The sequence below is a fragment of the Pseudoalteromonas sp. JC3 genome, from assembly GCF_030291895.1.
Taxonomy (GTDB): Bacteria; Pseudomonadota; Gammaproteobacteria; order Enterobacterales; family Alteromonadaceae; genus Pseudoalteromonas.
This window is the reverse complement of sequence record NZ_CP127856.1, coordinates 296,240-320,774: the sequence shown is the minus strand read 5'-3', so window position 1 is coordinate 320,774 and position 24,535 is coordinate 296,240. Positions and strand designations below refer to the sequence as shown.

Below are 24,535 nucleotides of genomic sequence, written 5' to 3'. Positions count from 1 at the left end.
AAGACCCCCATAATTTAAAGGAACGTTCCAATTTTTATTAAAATTTCATTTCTCCCTTAGCAAAACCAACAAAGCTTCAGGCAGAAATCAAAAAGGGAACGTTCCAATTATGAGCAATAAAACAAACCTGTCAACAAATTATGTACATTTACAGCATAGTGATGACAAGTTGTAATCATCTAGTTCTTGCTAGTTCACTGCAATTTCTTGGCAGTTAGCACACTTTGATAGCGAGACCAGAGCTTATCAAGAGGCTCTCCAGTAACTGATTTTATTGCATCTTCAAATGACCAATCTTCTATTTCTACCGCAGTTTGATTAAAACGATAGGTAAAATCTGGATAAGACTCAGCGAGCCACGCAAGAAAAAACCCTGTATTTGTGTATCCACCAATCCAAGAATCCGACGGCTTAGGTGAACGGGTTTTATGGTATCCCGCTTGAATGCGAATGAGATCCGCCATTCCTTCAATAAATGCATGTACATCGGGCTCAGAATAACTTCTCTCTTTTGGAAATAGCTGATATCCATGTGTAAGTTCGTGCCAGAGCACACCAAGGAGTTCGTATTCCACTTGCTCATCTGGCTGCGCAGCGAGTTTTTCGGTGATGTACTTTGAACTAAACACGATTTCCATATTTGTTTCGTCTCCAGAACGATACGCTATTGTGTCCATCCACTTCAGCCTAAATGTGACTTGCTCAAACTCTGGTAACTCTGCAAAGTGTTTGTACAACCTTGGGGCCAGTTGGCGAGTTACGTCATCCACCGTAGTGGCTATATCAGGAAATAGCGCTTGCAGGCGTTTCGACCCTGCCGACTCAGTATCTTCAATAACTACTTTGACCTTTGGCGGCTCAAAGCCTTTCCATGGTTGAGTTGGATCGTAGATTTTTAAATAGTTCGCACGGGTTTTTAGGTCCGAACCATGCGCATTTTTAGTGACTAGAGTGACATCGTAGTTACCTGGCTTGTCATAAACTACTTCAACACTTTTTGCGTTTGGCAGCATCGCTTTGCCCTCAACCTTCCAATTCAGTGCTGTTGGTGAGTTTGCAGATATCGACTGCAGAGAAACTGGCTCATTAAGCTTGGCAACAGTTTTATCTGCAGTAAAATTTGCCAGCGGTAAGTTTGTTTCTGCATAGAGTGCCAGATCAGCGATTTGCAAAAAACGGTCACCCCACTGCGTTTTACCTTCCTGTGCCACAGTAAAGCGCACGTACCTTGCATCCGTTGTTTTGGGTAGGTCAAAAGCGAGTGTTTCACCTCGCCTTGAAAATACGATATCGTTGCGTTTATCAGCCACTTGCCACACCTTACCATCTTTAGATACGGCTACAGTCCAATGCTTTGGATCTCGCGCGGGGGCATCTTGGGCTGAAGTGAGACGATATTGTCTGAGCGCTTTTACGTCTTTCAAGTCAAATACAATCTCAGCGCTGGATTGCTTAGATAAGAATTTGCTTTTTAGCGACCTATCAACTAACTGCTCTATCCCCTCACCTTGGATTTGCTCCTTTACGTCACTCGTTACAGAGAATGCATCGCGTTCGGTGATGTCGTAGAGCGCATTGGCATTCGCTAATGAGGAGCCACAAAATGAAAGTAAAATTAGACTGGCTAATGAGGAGGTTTTCATTGAAATTTCCCAGATTAAAAACAAACATACTGGATCGTTCCAATTTATAATGCAACTTATTTTGAGTAGATTTTTACGTAATATTTAATAAGTGCAGAAAAGGATAACGCTATTTCATCGCTTTTGGATCTTATGGAAGACTAACGAGCCTGAGAGGTAAAGCCACGGCTCGCTAGTCTTTTTGCCATATTCAACTAAAGCCAAGACCGATAAGCAAAGCCGCTGTGATAGAACAAGGAATAACCACAGCGATAGGATAAGTTAACTATTCGAATCTCAGGTTAACTACCAAATAGTAACTCCCAAAAGCCCGGTGGCTCGTGTAGTTTGTGGTATTGCTTTCTCAGCTCATCAATTTTTAATAGCATTTCACGGGCTTTCTCGACTCTTCCCGAGTCTATTTCATGGCTCGCCTTAGTAATGGCTTCGAGTACTTTATCCAAGCCCTCAACTGACTCGGCAGACACCTCTTGCTTAAACTGAAATTGCTTACTTTCATTAACGAGTGTAGTCAGCTCGGTTAAGTGTGCTTGCATTTCTTGAGCAGATTGCGCTTTCATAGCCTGCTTATAAATATGGCCCATTTCCTTCATGGTTTTATTCAATTCGCTTGACTCATGCGCAACCCCTGACACCGAAAACAACAACACGAATATAAATACGATTTTTCTCATCAAAGTCCCCTTACTCTTTGCGCGCTAGTATAAAGCAATTAACGCATGAGCTAAATTCAATGCTATGAAAAATATGCTGGTTCCGAATAGCATTCAAAAAACAGGCAGATAGCGCAACGATTCTAGCGTAAACTATACTTATATTAATGACGTCGCGTATTTAGCAGCACACTTTTTGAATATCAAAAATGTAGAGACTTATGATCCGAAAATTGTTGTTCATCTTTTTATTTTTATCGCCGATGGCCGTGCTATCTGCACAACGATTCAACGTTCAATTTGTAAACCCCGGTTTTGCAACAAAAAACCCTACCGGAGACTTTTGGTATAACGTCAGCAACGTGATGACTGCGGCCGCTAATAACATGAATATTTCCCTCAAAATTAGTTATGCGCAGCGCAACCATATTTTGATGAAATCGCTCGTAGAGCAAGCCTTGAAAAGTGATGCTGATTACCTTGTGCTGGTTAACGAAAAATCGAGTGTCGTTCCCTATTTGTTAAACACCAAAGCCACCAAAATCAAGATTATTTTCTTGCTCAACGGACCGACTAAAACAGAGGAAGTAGCTCTGTTAAAGTCAGGACACCAAATTATTGGCACCATTGAGCCAGACAATTTCCAAGCCGGTTTTAAATTAATGCATCAACTTGCGCGAAAAGCACTTAGGTCCTCCAATCCATCGCAACATGTATTAGCTTTGCTAGGAGACGTGGCGACGACTGCGGCATTAGACCGACAAAAAGGCATGCGCGCTTATCTTGAGCACCATACAAAGCTAGAATTAATCGCAGAGGCAAATTGTCAATGGTCTCAGAATGAAGCTTATCGTCTCACTAAAGCGTGGTTACAGCGAGACTCCGCAATTACAACCGTTTGGGCTGCCAATGATCCTATTGCTTATGGCGCATTACTCGCTGCTAAAGAGTTAAGCCGTAAGATCGTCATAGGTGGGATTAATTGGGATGAAGGTATTGCGCCAAAGTTAGATGTTTCGATCGGAGGGCATGTGTTGCTTGGGGCCTATACTTTAGCTCGACTAGCACAATATCATAGAGACTTTACACCAATAGACAGCGTGACCTTGTCTATTTTCGAATCGCTGGATGACGCTCACTTACCTTTGTATCATGCCATACATGGAAACTTTCCTGAACACCTGGACTTTTTACGTTACATTAACGATCCAGCGCAATTTACCATTACAGAACTAACTCACTCACTTAATAAAAATAACCACAATAATAATGTGAAGAATTGAGAATTTAAGAACGATTAATTAATGCAATAAACAAAACCCAGAAAGATAATGCAATTTACACCTGTCTAATCTTTACACATTGACAGCGATGTCAACACCTGTTTTAGTAACAAACGTAAACAACATGTAAAACAGGTGAAATATGAAAAACAGTAATACGGTAGTAAAACTTCTTAAGCTTTCGACCCTTAGCGCTTGCGTTTGTGCAAGCCTTTCAGTTGCTCACGCAGATACACAGCGCGTTATTGTCACGTTAAAAGACAGCGCAACACCAAATGTTCTGCCAGTGCGCTTAAATCAAGCGGAAATGGCGCAGTTTAAAGCGCAGACTTTGTCTGAAGCTGCCTACTCCACCTTGGGTACTGCTGCAGTCAACACATTGCCAAGCATTAATGCATATGTCGCCGAAGTTTCTTCTACGCAAATGCAACAACTACAAGCAAGCGGTAATATTGCACACGTAGAAGTTGACCCTAAACGCTATTTGCCAAGTGTAAAAACTTCAGCAATTGATTTACTCGCTGAAACCACACCTTACGGCATTAATATGGTGCAGGCTAACCAAGTATCTGACGGCTACAGCGGCAACCGTAAAGTCTGTATTATGGATACAGGTTATACGCTAGGTCACCAAGATTTACCTAGCACAGGCATTACAGGTAATGATGGCTACGGTAACTACGATACAGGTGTGTGGAGTAACGATGGTAACGGCCACGGAACACACGTTGCCGGCACAATCGCCGCTTTAGGTGGTAATGGCACAGGTGTGGTCGGGGTGAATCCATCAGGGCAACTAGGTCTTCATATTGTTAAAGTGTTTAATGACCAAGGCCGCTGGGCATACGGTTCCGACCTCATTAAAGCAATTGAGCAGTGTGAGCAGGCTGGCGCCAATGTAACCAGCATGAGTTTAGGTGGCAGCGGCAGCTCTACGGCAGAACGAAGCGCATTTGAGCAGAGTTATCAGCGTGGCATGCTACATATCGCAGCCGCAGGCAACGCGGGTAATAGCTCGTTGAGCTACCCAGCATCGTATAATGCAGTTGTATCCGTGGCAGCAGTAGACAGTTCTGAGTCAAAAGCCTCTTTCTCTCAATACAACAGCCAAGTAGAAATTGCAGGCCCGGGTGTTGGTGTAAACTCAACCTGGAATAATGGCGCGTATCGCAGTATTAGTGGGACTTCAATGGCAACACCGCATGTCTCTGGTGTCGCAGCACTAGTGTGGAGCCACTTCCCGCAATGTACAGCTCAGCAAATTCGCCAAGTGTTGAATACAACAGCAAAAGACAAAGGCCAAGCAGGTCGTGATACTTCTTACGGCTATGGTATTGTGCAAGCAAAAGCGGCGGTTGATTATCTAACAAATAATGGTTGTGATACTTCAGGTGCAGTCAATGCAAACTTTAACTTCAGCGTGTCCGGCCTCACTGCGACATTTAACAACCAATCAACAGCAGGTAGTTATCAGTGGGAATTTGGTGACGGTGCAACAAGCTCACAAACCAACCCAGCACACACCTACGCAAGTGCTGGTACATACCAAGTGACACTCACTGTGACAGCTTCAAATAACAAAACTGCTTCTAAGACTCTAGCAGTTACCGTTAGTGATGCACCAGCTGGCTGCAATGGTATCCAAGAATGGAATACAACTAAGTTCTACAATACGGGCGACCGGGTTTCATTTAAAGGCTTTGAATACCGTGCTACGTACTGGTCACAAGGCGCAAGCCCAGAGATCTACTCAAACGTTTGGACTAAAGTCGCGCAATGTAAGTAATATCAATTAGTCATTTAAGTGGCGCTTAAGCGCCACTGTTTAATGCTAACATTGCACTACAGCACAGAATAACAGAGATCATAAGCCATTCTTTTGTTGAAATTGCCTCTTTAAAAAACCACATCCCAAGCATACTCGCGCTGATTATGCCAATGGCTCTTTTCAATCCTTCAACAAGCCCCGGCTGAATTTCGGTTAACGCCTGCATTTGGAAGATAACAGCGACAGCGAATACCACTGCAGAAATAGTCCAGAGCAACCAATGTGCGCGGAAATTTTGATTTTTAAACTGTGGTCGTAACAAGATTAGATTAACAAAAAATACCATAAAGGTTAGAAACCCAGCATGAAAAGAGAGCGAGCTGTATTGCAAAGCCTGTTTATCGAACACGATGCAAAGCCCCCAGCAAAAAGAGGTGATTGCAACTTGTTTTGCACCTGGCTCTTGAAAAGAGAATCTGCCTCCTTGCAATAAAAATGAAGCGAGAACAATCGCAGCGATTAGCACTGACTGCAGCGTGGTTAAAGGTTCTCCAAGTAGCAACCAAGCAAACACACCTGCAAGTGCTGGAGTGATAGATAACAGAGGCAGGATAACCGCCATTCGCCCAAGCGCAAGCGCCTGAATAAAGTTTACGCTACCAATTGCAGCCAACATTCCGCTAGCTATCGCAGGCGCTAAATAAGCAGAACTTGGGAGCTGTTTGTCAAAAACCAACCAATAGCCTACGTATGCAGGTAAGACTAGCAGACTAAATATCACCGACATTTGTGCGGCTGAATAATGACTTGCTAGCCTTTTTCGTAAAAAATCAAATACAGCCCAATTTAACGCACTGAATAAGGCTATGGCCATTTATTATCCCTGTTGTAATGCTATTTCCGTTTGAAATTTCATGTAATCATTGATTTTTACATGGTCCGGTTTCCAACCCAACAGAAAGCGATAAAAGTCAGCCCACACCACAGGCCACAACGACTCCCACTCAGAAAGGATCTGAGCGATATCAATAGAGGCTGCTTTGCCTAATAATTCTATTCTCAACATATCTAAATACAATTTGAGATACTCATCGGCATGCAGGAGCTGTTCTTTTTCGTCTAATACCGACGTAATAAACAGCATTAAGTCTGATACACCAATACCCTTTCCAACATACTGAAAATCGAATCCCAGTGCTTGATCGCCATTAAAGGCAAAGTTAGCAAGCTTAGCGTCGCCATGGATCCAAGTATGCCAATGGCTATTTTTGATACGATCTCGTAATCGAGGTGCCGCTTGTTTAATGCTACTGTGTTGCATTCGCTCAAGTTCATCCGGTCGTGTATCTAGGTGCCAATAATTTCCTTGCTCCCACACATGCTCTGCAGGGCTTTGTAAAAAGTGAGCATGGAATTTAGCTAACCACCCTATCACTGCTAATATTTGTGACTCGGATGGATTAGCGGTTTGCGAAAAACCTTGAGTTGAGAAGTCTCTAAAGACGATGTAGTCCATCCCTTCACTTACCCCTTCACCTAAATAACTCGGCGTATTACAGGGTGAGAGTAACTCGCATGCATGATGCTTGTAAAAGTGGCGTTCTACTTGATAAGACTTAGCTTTACGCGCAAGCGCTACTGAAGATTGTTCAATTCGCCGATGTGCAATGTCACTAGGCACTTTAGTGCGCTTAATTGCAAGCTTCCCAGCATCATGATTGATAAATAACATATCACCACAACCGCTCCATAATTGTTGCTCTTGCTGTGTTGACATAGGCGCAGAAATTACATCATTCGGAATACTTATTTTCACTGTGTTACACCTTTTTGTTATTTAACCTGAGAGCCGTTCAATAAATAGCCAAACTTCTTTATTGTATAACTCAGGTTACTTAAACACAGTACAACCCCTTACTTACTATTACGAATACCAATTTGCTTAATTAAGTGATCTATTTTGAGACGAGATAATCTTGTCGATAACTCCGCTACCGCATCCTGTTACCGCCAAGGTATCTACATCCATATAGACAAGGCAAAAATTTTGCTATTTAGTTGTTCTAAATAAAAATTTTAACGCTGTTAACGTCAGATATGCTCCTTCAAATTGAGCAAGTATTAACAAAAAATTGGTATAATAAGCAAACCGTTTTACAGTGCTTGATAATTATAGCTGGTGTTATTATCTTTACCCAACATGAAAAAGCCCTTAACCAATTGGTTAAGGGCTTTTACTTTTACAAAAAAGTTATTTGTTTAACTTACTCATTCACGGCTTGCTTGACTGTTTCTTTCGCACTTTGTTCATCTAACAAGTTTAAATCGAAGTCAAACTCATCCACTCGGATTGCTTTTTCACGCTTGCGATTGTAATCAACCAGTTTTGCATACTCTTCTTCGTTGATAAGGTTACCAACGAGCGCATTATCTAATGTTTGCTCGAAACGAACACCTGGTTGGATCTCGCGCTTGCGAACTGCCTTTTTAACTTTGGCAAGCAGGTCAAGGCAACCCATCTTAGCTTTATATGCTTGCTCATTGATATCATGACCATCACCTGCGGTAGGCTTCACAAGATGAGTAAGCTGCGCTTTGATTGGCGTATCCATTTGCGCCGCGGCGGCTAATTCTCTGATCATATCATCATTAATTTTAGGCATTTGTTTGCCACTAAACTGCATCGTGATCACACGCATAAATTTACGAGTACCACTTGCCGGGAAGTTATCTAAGAATTTATGTAGCGCTTCTTCTGCACTGATAAGTGCATGCCTTGTCGCATAATGGAAATAAGGTGCTGCTTGCTCACGCTCTGCTACTGCTACTTTTTGCTCATAGTATTTGATTGAAGCCATCGCTGCATACAAGTGACTCATTACATCACCAAGGCGTGCTGACAGCATTTCTGCTTGTTTCAGTTTTCCACCTAGTACGAGCAATGAAAAGTCTGCGTATACCGCAAGCTTAGCTGCTAATCTATGCGCGGCTTTTTCATACGCACGCACTTCAGGTAATGGTGATTTTGCATCAGCAGTAAATGGCATAAGACCATATTTGAAAGCACGTAAGCTGTTGGCAACACTATAGCTAACTGTTTTTGTCAAAATACCACGGAATTTACTGTCGGCGTCTTTCTCTTCGCTGTGAATAGATTCAACCATCGACTGTAGATATGGGTGACAGCGCATTACACCTTGACCAAAGATCATCAAGTTACGCGTTAGGATGTTTGCACCTTCTACGGTAATCGCTATTGGCTGGGCAACATAACCGCTTGCAAGGGTATTCTGAGGACCATTTTGAATAGCCTTACCTGCAAGAATATCCATTGCAGAGTCCAATACGTCACGACCAGTTTCAGTCATGTGGTATTTTGCAATTGCTGTTACTACAGATGGCTTAAGACCCATACCTAAACCTTCTGTTGTTAATACCCGCATCGCCTCTTGCATGTATGCTTTGCCTGCAATATCTGCAAGCTTTTCTTGAATACCTTCAAATTGACCGATCGAGAGACCAAATTGCTCACGTACCGCCGCATATTCAGATGCCGATTTCAGTGCGACTTGGCTAGTTGAAACACCTAGCGCCGGTAAAGAAATACCACGCCCTGCACCTAAGCAACTTACCAACATCTGCCAACCGCGACCGATATTCTTCTGGCCACCGATGATAAAGTCCATTGGGATAAAGACTTTTTCACCACGTGTCGTACCGTTATAGAAGCGTATTCCCATAGGGTCATGACGGTTACCAAGTTGTACACCTGGATGGTCATGTGGAATTAACGCACAGGTGATCCCTAGTTCTTTTTTACCGCCTAGTAATCCCTCAGGATCCAATACTTTAAAGGCTAAACCGAGTACCGTCGCAATCGGCGCAAGTGTGATATAGCGTTTGTCCCATGTTACTTCAAGACCAAGTACTTCTTCACCGTTATACATGCCGTTTTTAACAATACCTTGGTCCGGAATGCCACCGGCATCGGAACCAGCTTCAGGGCTTGTTAGCGCGAAACATGGAATATCACGACCGTTTGCTAAGCGAGGAAGGTAGTGCGCTTGCTGCTCTTTAGTGCCGTAATGAAGCAATAACTCACCCGGACCTAGTGAATTAGGAACCATCACCGTTACCGCTACCGCAGAGGATTTAGTCGCAATTGTACCCACTATCGTTGAGTTTGCGTAAGGGCTAAACTCTAGACCGCCGTATTCTTTTGGAATGATCAAAGAGAAAAATCTCTCTTTTTTCAAAAATTCAAGCACATGCTCTGGCAAGTGTTTGCCATTTTGAATTTCCGAGTCATCGATCATACCCATTAATTCTTTAACTGGACCTTCTAAAAAGGCTTGCTCTTCTGTGCTTAGCTTGGCTTCAGGTACAGCACGAAGCGCCGAAAAGTCAGGCTTACCTTGATAAATTGACCCTTCTAACCAAACATCACCGGCATCTAATGCTTCTTGTTCTGTGATTGAAATGCTTGGGAGGATCTTTCTTAAATTCGTTCTTAGGCTCATAATTAACTCATCCGACCAGATAGATATATCTACATTACGGCATAAAAATTCGTTTAGATCAATTACTCTACTTAATTTTTTAACGGCTTTTTTACTGAGTTATCGAGTGATTAATATAAATGACTGCTAAATTAATGGCTTACAGCTGTAAGTCAAAAAAAGTAAATTACTGTTCTTAGGGGGGAATAGGAGTAAAAGAGGGACTTTGACACCCTTAGCAGTTCTAGACTGACATTTTATCTATAATAAAGATGGTTTTTAAAACCAGCACTGCCATTAAAACAGTGCGATTTTTGCTTTGCATAGCTGCTCTACCGTAGCAGGTGAAACAACGACTTCAACTCCCCGCTTGCCCGCACTAACATAAATTTGCTCAAATGCTAAAGCACTCTCGTGAAGTAACGTGGGCAGCTGCTTTTTCTGCGCAAACGGGCTTATACCGCCAATTAAATAACCAGTTACCTTTTGCGCGTTTTGTTGATCTGCAAGCTGTGCTTTTTTCCCCATACACGCTTTAGCAAAGGCTTTTAAATCCACTTGTTGCGTGGCGGGAGAAACGGCTACATACAATTTACCATCAACGTCAATCAGCAGGGTTTTAAATACTTTTTCTCGGTCTAGGTTGAGCTTTTTCGCTGCTTCATTAGCAAAGTCGTGATCGTTAGGGTCGTGCTCAAATTGCAGCACTTGGAACGCCACTTTCGCCTTTTTAAGTAGGTTAATTGCCGGTGTCATTACAAACTCCTTTTAAGCAGATGTTGATTTCTGTTATACCAAGAAACAAACGCTTATGCTATCGCCTTACGATGAGACCCATCATCCGTCAAAACAAAAATGCCCGCTATCGCAGCGGGCATTTTCAATAAGCTTAAGTTACTTAGTTAAGTCATCAAAGAACTTCTTAACACCGTCAAAAAAGCCTTGTGCCTTAGGACGGTTCTTACCGTTGTTTTCACCCATAGACTCTTCAAACTCTTGCAGAAGCTCTTTTTGGCGCTCGTTTAAGTTTACTGGCGTCTCAAGGACAACTTTACAAATTAAGTCGCCTACTGCACCGCTACGCACAGATTTCACGCCTTTACCACGCATACGGAACATTTTGCCAGTTTGACTTTCCGATGGAATCTTCAGTTTTGCGCGGCCATCTAGGGTCGGCACTTCAATCTCACCACCGAGTGCTGCCGTTGTGAAGCTAATTGGCACTTCACAGTACAAATTGTTGCCGTCACGTACGAAGATTGGATGCTCTTTTACACTCACTTGTACGTACAGGTCGCCAGCTGGAGCACCATGCGCACCCGCTTCACCTTCGCCAGACAAACGTACTCTATCACCCGTATCAACCCCTGCTGGGATCTTAACGTTAAGTGTCTTCGTTTTCTCTACACGGCCTTGTCCGTGACAGCTGTTACATGGGTCTGAAATGATCTGACCTGTGCCCTGGCAAGTTGGACAAGTTTGCTGTACTGCAAAGAAGCCTTGGCGCATTTGTACTTGACCTGCACCATGACAGGTTGTACAAGTTTTAGGCTTAGAACCTGCTTTTGCACCACTGCCGTCACATGGTTTACAACTCACCCAAGTTGGTACTTGGATATCCACTTCCTTCCCACGTACAGCCTCTTCAAGACTTAACTCTAAGTTATATCTTAAATCTGCACCACGCTGTTGTCTTGATTGACGACGACCACCGCCACCACCAAAAATATCACCAAATACGTCCCCAAAAATATCGCCGAAGTCGCCAGCGCCGCCAAATCCACCATGACCAGCACCACCACCTTGTTCGAAAGCTGCATGGCCGTATTGATCATACATCTGGCGTTTTTGACTATCAGTCAATATCTCGTAAGCTTCTTTTACTTCTTTGAATTTCGCTTCGAGTTCAGCGTTACCAGCAGTACGATCAGGGTGATATTTCATTGCAAGGCGTTTATACGCCTTTTTAATGTCACGTTCACTGGCGTCTCTCGCAACACCTAATACTTCATAATAGTCAGGTTTAGACATTTTTATCACACTACTCTTTCTTGGCAACTTACATCGTTGCAAACTCTGCCGAGCCCTGTCACTCGCAAATTAATGCCAGACAACAGTCTAATTTATAAACACGTAGGGCGCGACAAGCCATACAGCCAGCGCGCCCTCACTCAAGACCTACAATTACTTGTCGTCTTTAACTTCTTCAAATTCAGCGTCAACTACGTCGTCGTCTTTTTTCGCTGAACCTTGTTGGGCACCTGCGTCACCGCCAGCTTGTTGAGCTTGCGCTTTTGCTTGAGCGATTTCCATAAGCTTTTGCGATTTCTCTGCTAGTGCTTGTGTCTTAGCATCAATTTCGTCTTTGCTATCACTCTTGATTGCTGCTTCTAGCTCGCCAAGTGCAGCTTCAATTGCTGTCTTGTCATCAGCTGGAAGGTCGTCACCCGCTTCTTCAACTTGCTTGCGTGTAGCATGAACAAGTGCATCAGCTTGGTTACGAGCGCCAACTAGTTCTTCAAACTTTTTATCTTCTTCTGCGTTTGCTTCTGCATCACGTACCATTTTTTCAACTTCATCGTCGCTTAGACCTGAAGAAGCTTGGATTGTGATCTTCTGCTCTTTACCTGTGTCCTTGTCTTTCGCAGACACATGTAAGATACCATCAGCATCCACATCAAAAGTAACTTCGATTTGTGGCACACCGCGCTGCGCTGGGCGAATACCTTCTAGGTTGAATTGACCTAGAGACTTGTTATCGCTTGAACGCTTACGCTCACCCTGTAGTACGTGAATTGTTACTGCAGACTGATTGTCTTCTGCTGTCGAGAAAGTTTGCGACTTCTTGGTTGGAATAGTCGTGTTTTTCTCAATTAACGCAGTCATTACCTGACCCATAGTCTCAATACCTAGAGACAGAGGACAAACGTCGAGTAGTAGTACGTCTTTCACGTCACCCGCAAGTACACCACCTTGAACCGCCGCACCAACGGCTACCGCTTCATCAGGGTTAACGTCTTTACGTGGCTCTTTGCCAAAGAATTCAGCTACTGTTTTCTGTACCAGTGGCATACGTGTTTGACCACCAACTAGGATGATGTCATTTACGTCGTTTACAGAAAGGTCTGCATCAGCAAGTGCACGTTTTAGTGGCTCGATTGATTGCGCAACTAAGTCTTCAACTAGTGACTCAAGTTTTGCACGAGTTAGCTTAACGTTCATGTGCTTAGGACCTGTTGCATCAGCAGTAACGTAAGGTAGATTTACCTCAGTTTGCTGTGCTGAAGACAACTCGATCTTCGCTTTCTCAGCCGCTTCCTTAACACGCTGCATCGCTAGCGGGTCGGTTTTTAGGTCGATGCCTTGGTCTTTCTTAAATTCTGCAACTAGGTAGTTGATAACGCGGTTATCAAAGTCTTCACCACCTAGGTGAGTGTCACCGTTAGTTGCTAGTACTTCAAAGGTGTGCTCGCCTTCAACTTCATCAATCTCGATGATTGAGATATCGAATGTACCACCACCTAAGTCGTATACTGCAACAACGTTGTCGCCTTGCTTCTTATCCATGCCGTAGGCAAGTGCTGCTGCTGTCGGCTCATTGATAATACGCTTAACTTCAAGACCTGCGATACGACCAGCATCTTTTGTTGCTTGACGCTGTGAATCGTTGAAATATGCAGGAACTGTAATAACTGCTTCAGTTACTGGCTCACCAAGGAAGTCTTCAGCTGTTTTCTTCATTTTCTTAAGAACTTCAGCTGAGATCTGAGGTGCAGCTCTTTTCTCCCCACGTACTTCAACCCAAGCGTCGCCGTTGTCCGCTTTTACGATGTTGAAAGGCATGATGCTAAGGTCACGCTGTACTTCTTCATCTTCAAAACGACGACCAATTAGACGCTTGATAGCATAAAGTGTATTTTTAGGGTTAGTCACGGCCTGGCGTTTTGCTGGCTGACCTACTAGTGTTTCACCATCATCTGTAAATGCAATAACAGAAGGAGTTGTGCGGTCGCCCTCAGCATTTTCAATAACGCGCGGCTTGTCACCATCAAGTACCGCTACGCAAGAGTTAGTAGTACCTAAATCGATTCCAATAATTTTACCCATGAATCATCTCCGACTTCAAAATTCGTTGTTCAGTTAGTTGCTTTGATAAATAGGGCCGCCAATTTGTAATTCAAGCGTCACAACTAAAAAAAAATGAAAAAATTTGAAATTTTTTTGCTTTTCGAACGTTTCGGTCAAAAAATCACCCTTAATTGCTTATTTTGAAACAAGTGAAGAAGAAAATACGCTGTATTTGACGCTTGATTACCTGGTTAGACCAGTTATGCTAAGTGCAACATAATAAATAATGAGAAATGACAACATGACATTTGATGAAATTATTCAGTCGGAGCATTTACAGCAAGCGCAAACACAAATGACGTTTCCTGCAAGTTGGTGTCAAGGCCGCACTGCGTTTGGCGGATTGTCTGCGGCAATCGCGGTGCAAAGCATGAAGCATCAACTGACAGAGCCTCGTCGACTGCTCTCTGTGAGCGTAAATTTTGTCGGACCACTGCTAGAAGGCGCACCATTTACCGTTGCAACAACCATTTTGCGTAGCGGCAAAAATGCAACCCAAATGCAAACTCAACTGATCCAGTCAGGCGAAGTTTGTCTTATTGCTATCGGGTGCTTTGGCAAGGATAGAGAATCTGCTATCCAAGTTGCAAATGCGGATAGCCCTACTCTTTCAGATGTCAATCCAAAGGCTGTTCTTCCATATCAAGAAGATGTGATGCCTGCATTTTTCCAACATGTCGCGCTCAATGCTCAGCAAGGCGCTTTGCCATTTTCCGGCGCACCATCTTCAAATCTGGGTGGCTGGATGCGATTTAAAGCACAAACTACATCGGTAAGCGAACTACATACACTGGCACTTGCTGACTCATGGCCGCCAACATTACTCCAGATGTGTAAAGCACCAAGCCCCGCCAGCAGTATGTCTTGGTACATAGAATTTTTGTGTGATATTTCACTCGACTCAGAGTCTTGGCTTGGCTTTGAAGCCGTGACTCACCATAGCCAAAATGGTTATGGTATTGAAGATGCAAAAATTTGGTCACAAAATGGCAAGCTGCTCGCCCTAAGTCGCCAAACCGTCGCGGTATTTGATTAACATTGATAAATTTGGGCGCATCAAGCAAACTAGCATAAAAGGAAATCAACGGATTTTTATGTGATTACAGCTTGCCCTGAATGCGATACGCTTGTTGAAATAGACTCTATCGAGTCCCAAAAGCGTGCGGTGTGCCCAAACTGTCGGTGCGTGTTGTGTCATGTACAAGGACACCAAAACCAATTAGTACAAGCCTTCAGCTTTTCTGCGTTACTATTTTTATTCGCAAGCTTATTTCCAGACTTTATCTCCTACACACAACACGGTATCACTCAAGTTGTAAGCCTCTGGCAAGCACTCATATTGTTAGCTGAGCATTACAGCTATTTTCTCGCTGGATTATTTGCCTTCACTATTTTAGTCATGCCTGTTGCCGTATGCTCATTGCTACTGCTTGCACACACCGAGTATTGGCAAATCATCAATGCGCACAATGCTCGGCATTTAGCAAAATTACTCTCAGCACTAAAACCGCTTAATCTCACCGATATATTTTTAGTAGCCGTGCTCGTAAGCGCTTTTAAATTAATGTCTTTCGCTGAATTGGAAATGGGCCTTGGATTTTGGGCCTATATTTTGTTCGTTTTGTGTTTTATTGAAGCCCTCTCACTTTTTGATCACGAGTATATGTGGCGTAATCAGACTCAATGTAATCGTCACTTGGCCGAACCAAAGAATTTATCTACCACGCTAAAACGTTGCAAGGTTTGTGGCTTTTTAGGTGAAGGCGAAAAGTGCCAGCGTTGCTACGCCAAACTAAAATACCGCAAATCTCAATCAACGCAAAAAAGCTTAGCTTGGATGCTCACCAGCGTCGTGCTACTTGTACCTGCTAATTTTCTGCCCATCATGGATACCATCAGTCTTGGGCTTCATACACCTGCAACGATTTTTTCCGGCGTTCAAGTGCTTTGGGAAGCCGGCTCTTATCCCGTAGCAACACTTATTTTTCTAGCAAGTATATGTATTCCTATCGCAAAAGCGTTACTATTGAGTTACTTACTAATACGAGTTAAGAAGCCCAAAGACCCAATCACAGCAACAAAAGTGTACCGCTTGCTCGAATTTATTGGTCGCTGGTCGATGATAGATGTGTTTGTGGTGATAATCTTAGTGTCTTTGGTACAACTTGGTACGGTGCTAAATGTCGAGCCGGAAATTGGTATCGTGTTTTTTACTTTGATGGTGCTTTGCCAAATTGCAGCCGTTAATAGTTTTGATCCGAGATTATTGTGGGATAAAAATAGTCAATGACTACTCAAGCCGATATAGAAGACAAACCAAAATTTTCAGTGATTTGGATTATTCCAATTATCGCGTTGCTCATCACAGGCTGGATGTTATATCAACATCAGGCAAATAAAGGCCACACTATTTTTATAAAAATGACTGACGCAGATGGCATAATTGCAGGCAAAACTGAGGTGAGAGTAAAAAGCGTTAAGGTCGGGTTAGTCGAGTCATTAAAGCTTGAATTAGCGCAAAATGCAGTGGTTGCGAAAGTTAGGATTTTACAGCCCTATCGTGATTTATTAGCTGAAGATTCATCGTTTTGGGTAGTTAAACCTCGAATTGACGAATCCGGAATATCAGGCATGAATACACTACTCTCTGGAGTGTATATAGAGCTATCCCCCGGTGAAGCGAAAGCACGTTCGAGCATATTCACCTTAATGGATGAACCTGCATTAATCGGCTCAGAAGTGCAAGGAAAACGCTATCAACTCGTGGCTTCAGATGCTGAAGTGTTAGACGTTGGCTCCAGTATATTTTTCCGCAACTATAAAGTGGGTCAGGTTGAGTCTGCACATTTTAGCGTCGAAAGCTTAAAAATGGAGTACGGTATTTTTATCTATTCTCCATACGATACGCTTATCACAGACAACGCTATTTTTTGGATTAGTTCCGGCATTGATTTTAAGCTGTCAACGGAAGGTGTTGAAGTGTCGACAGGATCTCTTGCCAAAATGGTTAAAGGCGGAATTTCTGTAGACTATCCACCAACCATGCCAAGTGGCAAAGAAGCACTCGAAAATAAAACCTTCGCCTTGCACAAAAATTTCGCAATGGCCTTAGAGCAACGCTTTGATCACTTCGATTATTATCTTATTGAGTTTGAGCAATCAATTCGAGGACTTCGAGCTGGTGCACCAATCGAATACCGCGGGATGCGGATTGGCACAATAGAGCAGGTACCAGCGACTGGTGTTAGCGATGATAGACCTTTATACTTTCAACAAAATAACACCTCTGTGCCTGTATTGGTTAAAATTGAGTACGGACGCATTTACGAAGATGCGCAACTTGCTCAAACATATTGGTCAGAAAACATAGACAAATGGATTAGTAACGGCCTTAGGGCGTCACTAAAAAGTGGCAATTTATTAACAGGTGCGGTATATATAGAGTTAGACTTTTATCCAAGTGCAGAAGTCGTTAGTTCAAACAAAACGACTATTTACCCGGTATTACCCAGCGTTCCGAGCGGTATTACAGCACTTTCTGAACAGGTCACAAGCTTACTGAACAAGTTAAATGGGTTACCTCTTGAAACAACTGTTAAGGAACTAGAAGGCGCCCTTCAGCAACACAGGTTACTAGCAATGGAAATGAATCAACTCGTAGAGTCTATCAATAACAACAAGATAACAGACAAGGTTGGCGGCAATTTAACGAACTTAAAAGATACATTAAGCCAGCTCACATCAAGCTTAAAGCAATTTGAACAAACTATGACGCAGTACCAAAAAGGCTCAGGTGTCATGGATCAACTTAGTAATACCCTTGAGGAGCTTGAAAGCCTGTCCAATCGCTTAAAGCCTATTTCTAAAGGGCTGAATGAGCAGCCGAATATGCTTATTTTTAATAAAGAAAGTGGCGCGGATCCGCTCCCAAGGAAAAAATAAATGAAGACTGGCTCTGTGATATTTTTGCTTCTATTTTGTTTAACAGGATGTATAACTAATCCATCCCAACCGGTTAGTTATTATCAGTTAGAAGCAAATAATGTCGCAGGCGAAAAGCAAGTTGAGCTCAATCGTGTACTACTGATTGATAAAGTGCAGTTAATCGAACTGTTTGATCAACAAGCCTTGGTGCAATTTCAGCGAGACAATAGAGTAAACATCGCTAATTTCCATTTTTGGGCCCAACCCCCCGCCGATATGTTGACATGGAACTTAGTAAACGCACTAAATGGAACCAACAAAGCTACTGCAATTAAAAGCGATAAATTTTATCGCAATGCGCAAGAGCACCAACGCCTCGTTGTAGAAATTAATGAGTTTGCAGGGCACTTTGAAAAAGGTGCTGTGATGAGCGGGACTTGGTACCTTTATCAATACACAAAAGGGAGCTATCAACTAACTCAAGTGCAACCATTCCAATTTGAAACAGCTCTTGATCAGGATGGCTTTAGCGCTCTGGTTGCGGCACATCAGAGAAACTTTACTCAACTAACGACACAAATAAGTCAACAATTATAATTGACAATCAAACACCACCACAGGTGTTAAATCGTTATCAATTATTATTTTACCAATACGACTAAATCCCACTTTGTAAAGCAGGCTTATGCTAGCTGCATTACTTTCTAGCGCGATAGCGCTCAGCTTAGGGTGATTCCCTTCTGATTTAACATATTGCATTAGCAATTTGGCAGCCTCGGAAGCATAACCCTTCCCAGTAAAATCATCTAAAAACGCGTAACCTAAGTCTGGAATATTAAAAAAAGGTCTTTGATATAAGCCACAGACTCCGATGCTCGTATTGCTACTAAGTTCAGCAACAACGTAAGGCGCTGGCGTACCGATTTGATAAGGAATTAGGTAAGCTTGCTCGATATGCTCCTCAGCTTGCTTTTGTGTTTTTATGCCTTTATCCCGAATGTTATCGATAAAACTTTTTTGATTCAAAAGCCTGAGTAAAAACCCCGCATCATTTAAATTTGCCTTTCTTAAAAAGATCTTTTCTCCCGTCACAATCACCATCTAGTCTCCGAAAATACTGTAATTAATTTCCGTTTATACTTTAGCATTTGCAAAAGCTAATAAAAAAGCTGGGAAACGAATTTTCCCAGCTTTTAATCATCACTGAAATACCGACTGATTATTGTTGGAATTTCACGTTTTTATACATCTGTTCAACTGAATCCAGCTTAGTTTGCTTCGGTAGATCTGCAAACGGTTCAGCTTGGAACTTGGCGCCACGTAATTGAATATTTAATCTAGCAGCATCGGTGTTCATTACAGTTTGCTGATAGTACGCTTTAATATCTTCTAATGTGACCGCTTCAACTGCAGCAATTAGCTTAGCTTCGGAGTCAAACGCCATATTTTCTTTGAACCAATCGCCCAATAACGGTTGTAGTTCTTCAGAAAGATTTTTTGGCTCTTCGGTTAATGAGACTAACACTGCATTTTTTAACTGCTCGAACGTTGCCTGATCTAACGCTGCTAAGTCTTTAGCATATTCATCTTTATACGCGTCAAAGCGAGCTTGCATACTCTTAGCATCTTTTACCGGTGTTTGAATATAGAAGCCTAGCGCTGAATATTCGTCAATAGCAACGCTGGTTGCACCAACCGCATACGCTAACTGCTCTTCGGTTCTCAGACGTTCAAATGCCGCTGTTCTTAAGTGCCCTTGAAGCACCATCGCCGCCGCCTTTTGTGCATAACCTTTGACTGGGTGCACTGCAAAATCGATTACGGCAACATCAGCAACGTCAATGTCTTGCTGCCATACGATTGTCTGCTTTTGCTCTGGCTGCCAATATTTAGCTCGCGCGTACTTGGTCACTTTTTGGCGTTTAGGCAACGCATTATCAAGCGTCTCTTTTACTGTTTGCAAGTCCGTTTTATCGTAGTTGCCATAAGCAAAAACGCGAACTTGGTTATTCGTTAAAATTTGATTTTGCACTTTATCTAGATCGGCCAAAGTCAAAGACTTAGCTGCTGATATCAATGCAGAATCATCATAGCTTCCTGAACGGATAAGTTTTTGATATACACCAAAAGCTTGTCTGAATGGGAATTCTTTTTCTTGGTTTTTAATGCCACGCACGTAACGATCAACAGCCTGATCAAATGCGCGTTTATTCGTTTCTACACGAACACCTGAGAGCGCATCTTTTAGCAATAATGCTTGTTTATCAGTAAAACCTGAAATATCTAGCATTACCCCATTTGCTGGGGTCAAGCCAAGGTGCATACCAGCGATACTCGCTTCCGTCATCAGTTTTGCTTTATCCAGCCGGTATAGATCGGCCCAAATCGACAGTGCAACCTCAGTTTTGATGTCTTTTAATGCACTTGGGTTATTCAAGTAGATTTTCAGACTGCCTTTAGGCTGCTGGTAGAAGCGCTCACTCGCGGCATGCCAAACCGTTACCCCATCAGTATCAATAACCTTCTGAACGCCCTTTTTCGCATCATCCGCAGATGTTTTCAGTGCGAAGTTTTCAGGTAGCAAGGTATTTACACTAGGAAGTGCTAAATCGAAATTTGCCTCTTCTTTCCATTTATCAAAATCGCTACGCTTTAAGTCTACGATCTGATATTCACCATCATAGAAGTGCAGTTTTGCGTCGGTAGGCTCACCTTTACTGATATACCATACCCGCATTTGCTCAGGTGTAAGTTGCTTCAATACAGCCTTAACTGCATCAGCATCAAACTGCGCGTAGTAGTAGCTTGCATTGATAGCATGGTTCATTGGGTAATGCTGCATGCTATCTGCAAGGTTACTAACGTAACCAAACTCATCGCCTTTTTCTAAAAACCTAAATTGATTATTTAGCGACGTTTGGATTTCCTTGAAGTAACGGCTATCGACTCCTTTATCACGGATCATATCGATATAATCCAGTACTGTACCTGTGATTAACTCACGTTGCTTTAGGCCTTCATCGGTTAGCTGAATATCAATCTGCAACGTCCCGTAGTTGCCATAACTATTTGGAGTCGCGAATGCACTTAACGATGAGATTAAACCTTTATCTTTTAGAACTTGAGCGGGGCTACCCGCCATTTCATTACTTAGCAGATAAGTAATGAAATAGTTCGGCTTAACCGCAAACGCATTGGCGTTGTTCTTGATAGTAAAATCAAGCTGTAGAGTCTTTACGTCTTCATTCGGTTTATAATGGACCAACTTTTGTCCAACATTATCGAAGTTAAGCGATTGCTTGACCTGTGGCTTCTCGATGTTCTTATTCTTAATTGTCGTAAAGTGCTTTTTCGCTTTTACCACCATCTGCTCAATCGGCTCATTAGAAATCATGGCTAACTTCATGATATTCGCAGAGTAGTACTTATCATAGAAAGCAACAGTCTCTTGATGTAGCTTGCTTCCTTCTTTATCCCCTAACGTTTCTAGATTACCTATAAGGAAACGGTTAGCAGGATGTTCTCCCATCATGTTTCGTGCAAGTTTAAATTGACCAAAAAAGTCCATTTCACGACGCATAGACCACTCAGCATTCACTGCATTTTTTTCTTTTTCCGTGTACTCAGGGTAGAGCTTTGGAGATTTAAAGAAATCGGAGAACCTGTCTAACGCCTCGTCATAGGCATCATTGTTCACTTTGAACATATAATTGGTAATATCCAACCAAGTGTAAGCATTGTGTGCCCCACCGTTTTTGGTCATGAACTCAGAATAACCTTTGCTGTCTGGATACTTTTCTGTGCCAAGGAACAACATATGTTCAAGATAATGCGCCATGCCCTGCTGTGACATCGGATCGTGTAGTAGACCAACGCCAACACTCAGCGCGGCCGCTGATTTCGATACAGATGGATCTGATACCAAAATAACTTCAATGCCATTTTCTAAGGTTAACGTTTGATATTGCCTATCATCATTAGGACTTACAACCAGTTGCTCTGAAAGAAGATTCTCAGTCGTGCCTGAATGATTAAGTGAAGAAGTTGTACCACATCCAGTCAAAACTGCTAAGGTAAGTGTGCTAATTGCGAATAGCTTTTTCATAAAACAATCCATTATTGTGATAATTACTTTTTGGAACCAGACTATCATCGTCATTCAACTAAGCTTTTGCAATATAGAAATTTTTTGTTTTGTAACACTTCGTAAACTGAGGAGCCTATGCCAACATCCACTTATTTACTGCTCGCCGCACTATTTTTACAAACTCTGCTGACCTTAGTCATCATGGTCATTATGGGTAAACGTCGATTTAAAGCGGCACGAGAAAAACAGATCCAGTTTGATCAGTTCAAAACCATGGCGCTCGACAATGCGCCTGAAAAAGTCATTCTGGCTTCCCGAAACTTTACCAATCAGTTCGAAATTCCCATGTTGTTTTTTGTTGTTTCTCTCGCCGCACTCGCAATGAAACTTGTCACCTGGTGGTTCAGCATTTTCGCCTTACTGTTTGTAATTAGCCGTATTGCACATGCCTATGTTCATATCGGCAGTAATCATATTAGAACGCGTTTTCGCCTCTACCTTGCTGGATGTGCGTTCATTGTGTTGCAGTGGATCACATTACTTTTAACACTTATATAACCAAAAACGATAAAAATGCCATCCGTTTTAACTAATTGTTCTTTAATCTCTGAGTCAATTTGTTAGCATGGCGATGGCAAAAAGAACAACAGGGGCACATAGATGAAACAGGATAATGATATCTGCGATTTTGGACTTCATGCTGGAGAACCGTACTCCACGCTGCCAGCTAGCTTTTTAAACTGGATGATAGAAACAGACCATGCAAAATGTGAGTTAGCAAAGTTTGAACTGGACAGAAGAGTATCTGCGGTGGCACAAAACGCCAGAAAATATAGCAATTTTGAGTGTTAGCACTATTAAAATAATTATAATGATCTAGAATACGCGCATAATTTATCAAATAGCTTCTAAATTATGCGCAACTTACTTATTCTTTCAACCGCTTTGCTATTATCAGCATGCCATTTTTCCTCTCCTAAGCAGTCGCAACAAGCAGAATACCTAACCGTATTACACACCAACGATAATCATGGTCGTTTTTGGCAAAATGAAAAAGGTGAATATGGTATGGCTGCCAGAAAAACCTTAATTGACCAATTAAAGAGCGATGCCGAAAAAGCAGGACATGCCGTTATATTGCTTTCTGGAGGCGATATAAACACCGGTGTACCAGAATCTGATTTACAGTTTGCCGAACCTGATTTTAAGGGAATGAGTAAACTCGGTTACGATGCCATGGCAATTGGTAACCATGAATTTGATAACACTCGAGATGTACTAGCCAAACAAATTGAGTGGGCAAGCTTCCCAGTACTGTCAGCAAATATTCTTGATAATACAAATCAAATGCCAGCATACGAGCCTTACACAATTATTGAACGTGCAGGATTGACCATTGCTGTCCTTGGGCTTACGACAATTGATACTGTTAAAATTGCCAATCCAAAACATGTTCATGGCCTTACTTTTATTGAGCCTTTAACAGCCACAGAAAACTGGGTTCCTAAGATCAAAGCCAAATATCACCCAGATGTGATGATTGCTGTCACACATATGGGCCACTATCACGGTGCTAATCATGGTATCAATGCGCCCGGTGATGTAACACTTGCGCGCCGACTTCCTAAAGGTATGCTTGATTTGATAGTCGGTGGACATTCTCAAGAACCTGTCTGTGTCGACGACAATGGTAACGAGGATACGTCATTCGCTCCTGGCAAAACATGTAAACCAGATAATCAAAATGGTGTTTGGATTATGCAAGCACATGAGTGGGGTAAGTATGTGGGTAAAGCCGTATTTAGAATTGATGGTGATACAAAAACCTTGATTAGCTATAACTTAATCCCTGTAAACTTAAAAGATAAAGCTGGCTTTGTGATTGGTGAAACGATTCAAGAAGATCCGCAAATGCTTGCTTTTTTGAAGCCTTTTCAAGAAAAAGGACAAGCGCAAATTGCTGGTGCAGTAGGATACGTTGATAGTTTTTTAGATGGTCGTCGCAGTACAGTGAGATTTAAGCAAAGCAACCTCGCAGATCTTATCATTAATGCGCAAATGGCAGCTGTCGAAGCTGACTTTGGCATTATCAGCGGCGGCGGGATCCGAGATAGCATAGAACAAGGTGATGTCAGCTACAAAGATGTACTGAAAGTTCACCCTTTTAAAAATCGTATTACTTACATAGACTGGAAGGCCAGAGATCTTATTAATTACTTAAACATTGTTGCTAAATTCCCGCCTGACTCTGGTGCTTACTTACAGTTCCACCATATTAAGTTTGATATCAAGAATGATAAGGTAACCAATATTAGCATTGCGGGCGAGCCATTAACCAACGATAAGACCTATCGTATGAGTGTGAATAGCTATAATGCATCTGGTGGTGATGGCTATCCAAAGATTAATCATCTTCCTGAATATACTGCTACAGATCTAACTGATGCACAGGTTCTAAAAGATTACTTCCAAAAGAATAGTCCAATAAAAGCTATCGATTTATAGAAAGACAATCCAGTAAAGCGGTGTGACTCACCGCTTTACTGACAC

General features: G+C 42.3%; 19 protein-coding genes. 9 read left to right on the top strand and 10 right to left on the bottom strand.

The features are described from left to right. Positions 1-194: 194 nt before the first annotated feature. Both QSH61_RS20200 and QSH61_RS20195 read right to left on the bottom strand, forming a co-directional pair. Positions 195-1,643 carry a basic secretory protein-like protein gene (locus QSH61_RS20200; RefSeq protein ID WP_174169258.1) on the bottom strand — a complete coding sequence of 483 codons (1,449 nt, stop codon included), beginning with the start codon at positions 1,641-1,643 and terminating at the stop codon, positions 195-197. 281 nt (positions 1,644-1,924) lie between these two features. After that, positions 1,925-2,317 carry a cytochrome b562 gene (locus tag QSH61_RS20195; protein WP_174169259.1) on the bottom strand — a complete coding sequence of 131 codons (393 nt, stop codon included), beginning with the start codon at positions 2,315-2,317 and terminating at the stop codon, positions 1,925-1,927. Between the two features lie 200 nt (positions 2,318-2,517). Between QSH61_RS20195 and QSH61_RS20190 the strand changes: the two genes are divergently transcribed. Then, on the top strand, positions 2,518-3,579 hold the full coding sequence (locus QSH61_RS20190; RefSeq protein ID WP_206471951.1) for an ABC transporter substrate-binding protein: 1,062 nt from the start codon (positions 2,518-2,520) through the stop codon (positions 3,577-3,579). A 142-nt stretch (positions 3,580-3,721) separates the two neighbouring features. Further along, a complete protein-coding gene (locus QSH61_RS20185; RefSeq protein WP_206471950.1) occupies positions 3,722-5,365 on the top strand; it encodes a S8 family serine peptidase in 1,644 nt (547 codons plus the stop codon). A 25-nt stretch (positions 5,366-5,390) separates the two neighbouring features. On the opposite strand, the gene QSH61_RS20180 is transcribed toward QSH61_RS20185, so the two are convergent. From QSH61_RS20180 to dnaK, 6 genes are all read right to left on the bottom strand, one after another. Then, positions 5,391-6,221, bottom strand: a complete 831-nt coding sequence (locus QSH61_RS20180) for an EamA family transporter (protein ID WP_206471949.1) — start codon at positions 6,219-6,221, stop codon at positions 5,391-5,393. Between the two features lie 3 nt (positions 6,222-6,224). Beyond that, complete coding sequence (locus QSH61_RS20175; RefSeq protein ID WP_174169263.1) at positions 6,225-7,163, bottom strand: phosphotransferase; 939 nt, start codon at positions 7,161-7,163, stop codon at positions 6,225-6,227. 448 nt (positions 7,164-7,611) lie between these two features. Then, positions 7,612-9,867, bottom strand: a complete 2,256-nt coding sequence (locus tag QSH61_RS20170) for an acyl-CoA dehydrogenase (protein WP_206471948.1) — start codon at positions 9,865-9,867, stop codon at positions 7,612-7,614. A gap of 276 nt (positions 9,868-10,143) precedes the next feature. Beyond that, entirely contained in the window at positions 10,144-10,602 is a 459-nt protein-coding gene (ybaK, locus tag QSH61_RS20165; RefSeq protein WP_102058007.1) for a Cys-tRNA(Pro) deacylase, read from the bottom strand. A gap of 138 nt (positions 10,603-10,740) precedes the next feature. Next, complete coding sequence (gene dnaJ, locus QSH61_RS20160; protein ID WP_138580617.1) at positions 10,741-11,877, bottom strand: molecular chaperone DnaJ; 1,137 nt, start codon at positions 11,875-11,877, stop codon at positions 10,741-10,743. Positions 11,878-12,030: 153 nt separating this feature from the next. Beyond that, positions 12,031-13,953, bottom strand: a complete 1,923-nt coding sequence (dnaK, locus tag QSH61_RS20155) for a molecular chaperone DnaK (protein WP_102058005.1) — start codon at positions 13,951-13,953, stop codon at positions 12,031-12,033. 262 nt (positions 13,954-14,215) lie between these two features. On the opposite strand from dnaK, the gene QSH61_RS20150 reads away from it, so the two are divergent. From QSH61_RS20150 to QSH61_RS20135, 4 genes are read left to right on the top strand one after another with little or no spacing between them, the layout of a single operon-like run. Further along, positions 14,216-15,010, top strand: coding sequence for an acyl-CoA thioesterase (locus tag QSH61_RS20150; RefSeq protein ID WP_206471947.1), 795 nt, complete (start codon positions 14,216-14,218; stop codon positions 15,008-15,010). Positions 15,011-15,070: 60 nt separating this feature from the next. Further along, positions 15,071-16,264 (top strand): PqiA/YebS family transporter subunit, encoded by a 1,194-nt coding sequence (locus QSH61_RS20145; protein ID WP_206471946.1) that lies wholly within the window; start codon positions 15,071-15,073, stop codon positions 16,262-16,264. Further along, positions 16,261-17,916, top strand: a complete 1,656-nt coding sequence (gene pqiB, locus QSH61_RS20140; RefSeq protein WP_102058004.1) for an intermembrane transport protein PqiB — start codon at positions 16,261-16,263, stop codon at positions 17,914-17,916. Before QSH61_RS20145 ends, pqiB begins: the two co-directional genes overlap by 4 nt. After that, a complete protein-coding gene (locus tag QSH61_RS20135; protein WP_174169266.1) occupies positions 17,917-18,495 on the top strand; it encodes a PqiC family protein in 579 nt (192 codons plus the stop codon). On the opposite strand, the gene QSH61_RS20130 is transcribed toward QSH61_RS20135, so the two are convergent. Both QSH61_RS20130 and QSH61_RS20125 read right to left on the bottom strand, forming a co-directional pair. Then, positions 18,490-18,999, bottom strand: coding sequence for a GNAT family N-acetyltransferase (locus QSH61_RS20130; RefSeq protein ID WP_206471945.1), 510 nt, complete (start codon positions 18,997-18,999; stop codon positions 18,490-18,492). The two genes, QSH61_RS20135 and QSH61_RS20130, sit on opposite strands and share 6 nt — an antisense overlap. Positions 19,000-19,117: 118 nt before the next feature. Continuing rightward, a complete protein-coding gene (locus QSH61_RS20125) occupies positions 19,118-22,003 on the bottom strand; it encodes an insulinase family protein (RefSeq protein WP_174169268.1) in 2,886 nt (961 codons plus the stop codon). A gap of 117 nt (positions 22,004-22,120) precedes the next feature. On the opposite strand from QSH61_RS20125, the gene QSH61_RS20120 reads away from it, so the two are divergent. From QSH61_RS20120 to ushA, 3 genes are all read left to right on the top strand, one after another. Next, positions 22,121-22,543 (top strand): MAPEG family protein, encoded by a 423-nt coding sequence (locus tag QSH61_RS20120; protein WP_206471944.1) that lies wholly within the window; start codon positions 22,121-22,123, stop codon positions 22,541-22,543. 102 nt (positions 22,544-22,645) lie between these two features. Continuing rightward, a complete protein-coding gene (locus tag QSH61_RS20115) occupies positions 22,646-22,837 on the top strand; it encodes a hypothetical protein (protein ID WP_010605345.1) in 192 nt (63 codons plus the stop codon). Positions 22,838-22,900: 63 nt separating this feature from the next. Further along, positions 22,901-24,490, top strand: a complete 1,590-nt coding sequence (gene ushA, locus QSH61_RS20110; protein WP_206471943.1) for a bifunctional UDP-sugar hydrolase/5'-nucleotidase UshA — start codon at positions 22,901-22,903, stop codon at positions 24,488-24,490. Positions 24,491-24,535: the final 45 nt, after the last annotated feature.

What these genes read in the sequence shown, in the direction of transcription:
- QSH61_RS20200 (WP_174169258.1), bottom strand. Translation starts at nt 1,643, where the DNA reads ATGAAAACCTCCTCATTAGCCAGTCTAATTTTACTTTCATTTTGTGGC.
- QSH61_RS20195 (WP_174169259.1), bottom strand. Translation starts at nt 2,317, where the DNA reads ATGAGAAAAATCGTATTTATATTCGTGTTGTTGTTTTCGGTGTCAGGG.
- QSH61_RS20190 (WP_206471951.1), top strand. Translation starts at nt 2,518, where the DNA reads ATGATCCGAAAATTGTTGTTCATCTTTTTATTTTTATCGCCGATGGCC.
- QSH61_RS20185 (WP_206471950.1), top strand. Translation starts at nt 3,722, where the DNA reads ATGAAAAACAGTAATACGGTAGTAAAACTTCTTAAGCTTTCGACCCTT.
- QSH61_RS20180 (WP_206471949.1), bottom strand. Translation starts at nt 6,221, where the DNA reads ATGGCCATAGCCTTATTCAGTGCGTTAAATTGGGCTGTATTTGATTTT.
- QSH61_RS20170 (WP_206471948.1), bottom strand. Translation starts at nt 9,867, where the DNA reads ATGAGCCTAAGAACGAATTTAAGAAAGATCCTCCCAAGCATTTCAATC.
- ybaK (WP_102058007.1), bottom strand. Translation starts at nt 10,602, where the DNA reads ATGACACCGGCAATTAACCTACTTAAAAAGGCGAAAGTGGCGTTCCAA.
- dnaJ (WP_138580617.1), bottom strand. Translation starts at nt 11,877, where the DNA reads ATGTCTAAACCTGACTATTATGAAGTATTAGGTGTTGCGAGAGACGCC.
- dnaK (WP_102058005.1), bottom strand. Translation starts at nt 13,953, where the DNA reads ATGGGTAAAATTATTGGAATCGATTTAGGTACTACTAACTCTTGCGTA.
- QSH61_RS20150 (WP_206471947.1), top strand. Translation starts at nt 14,216, where the DNA reads ATGACATTTGATGAAATTATTCAGTCGGAGCATTTACAGCAAGCGCAA.
- pqiB (WP_102058004.1), top strand. Translation starts at nt 16,261, where the DNA reads ATGACTACTCAAGCCGATATAGAAGACAAACCAAAATTTTCAGTGATT.
- QSH61_RS20135 (WP_174169266.1), top strand. Translation starts at nt 17,917, where the DNA reads ATGAAGACTGGCTCTGTGATATTTTTGCTTCTATTTTGTTTAACAGGA.
- QSH61_RS20130 (WP_206471945.1), bottom strand. Translation starts at nt 18,999, where the DNA reads ATGGTGATTGTGACGGGAGAAAAGATCTTTTTAAGAAAGGCAAATTTA.
- QSH61_RS20125 (WP_174169268.1), bottom strand. Translation starts at nt 22,003, where the DNA reads ATGAAAAAGCTATTCGCAATTAGCACACTTACCTTAGCAGTTTTGACT.
- QSH61_RS20120 (WP_206471944.1), top strand. Translation starts at nt 22,121, where the DNA reads ATGCCAACATCCACTTATTTACTGCTCGCCGCACTATTTTTACAAACT.
- QSH61_RS20115 (WP_010605345.1), top strand. Translation starts at nt 22,646, where the DNA reads ATGAAACAGGATAATGATATCTGCGATTTTGGACTTCATGCTGGAGAA.
- ushA (WP_206471943.1), top strand. Translation starts at nt 22,901, where the DNA reads ATGCGCAACTTACTTATTCTTTCAACCGCTTTGCTATTATCAGCATGC.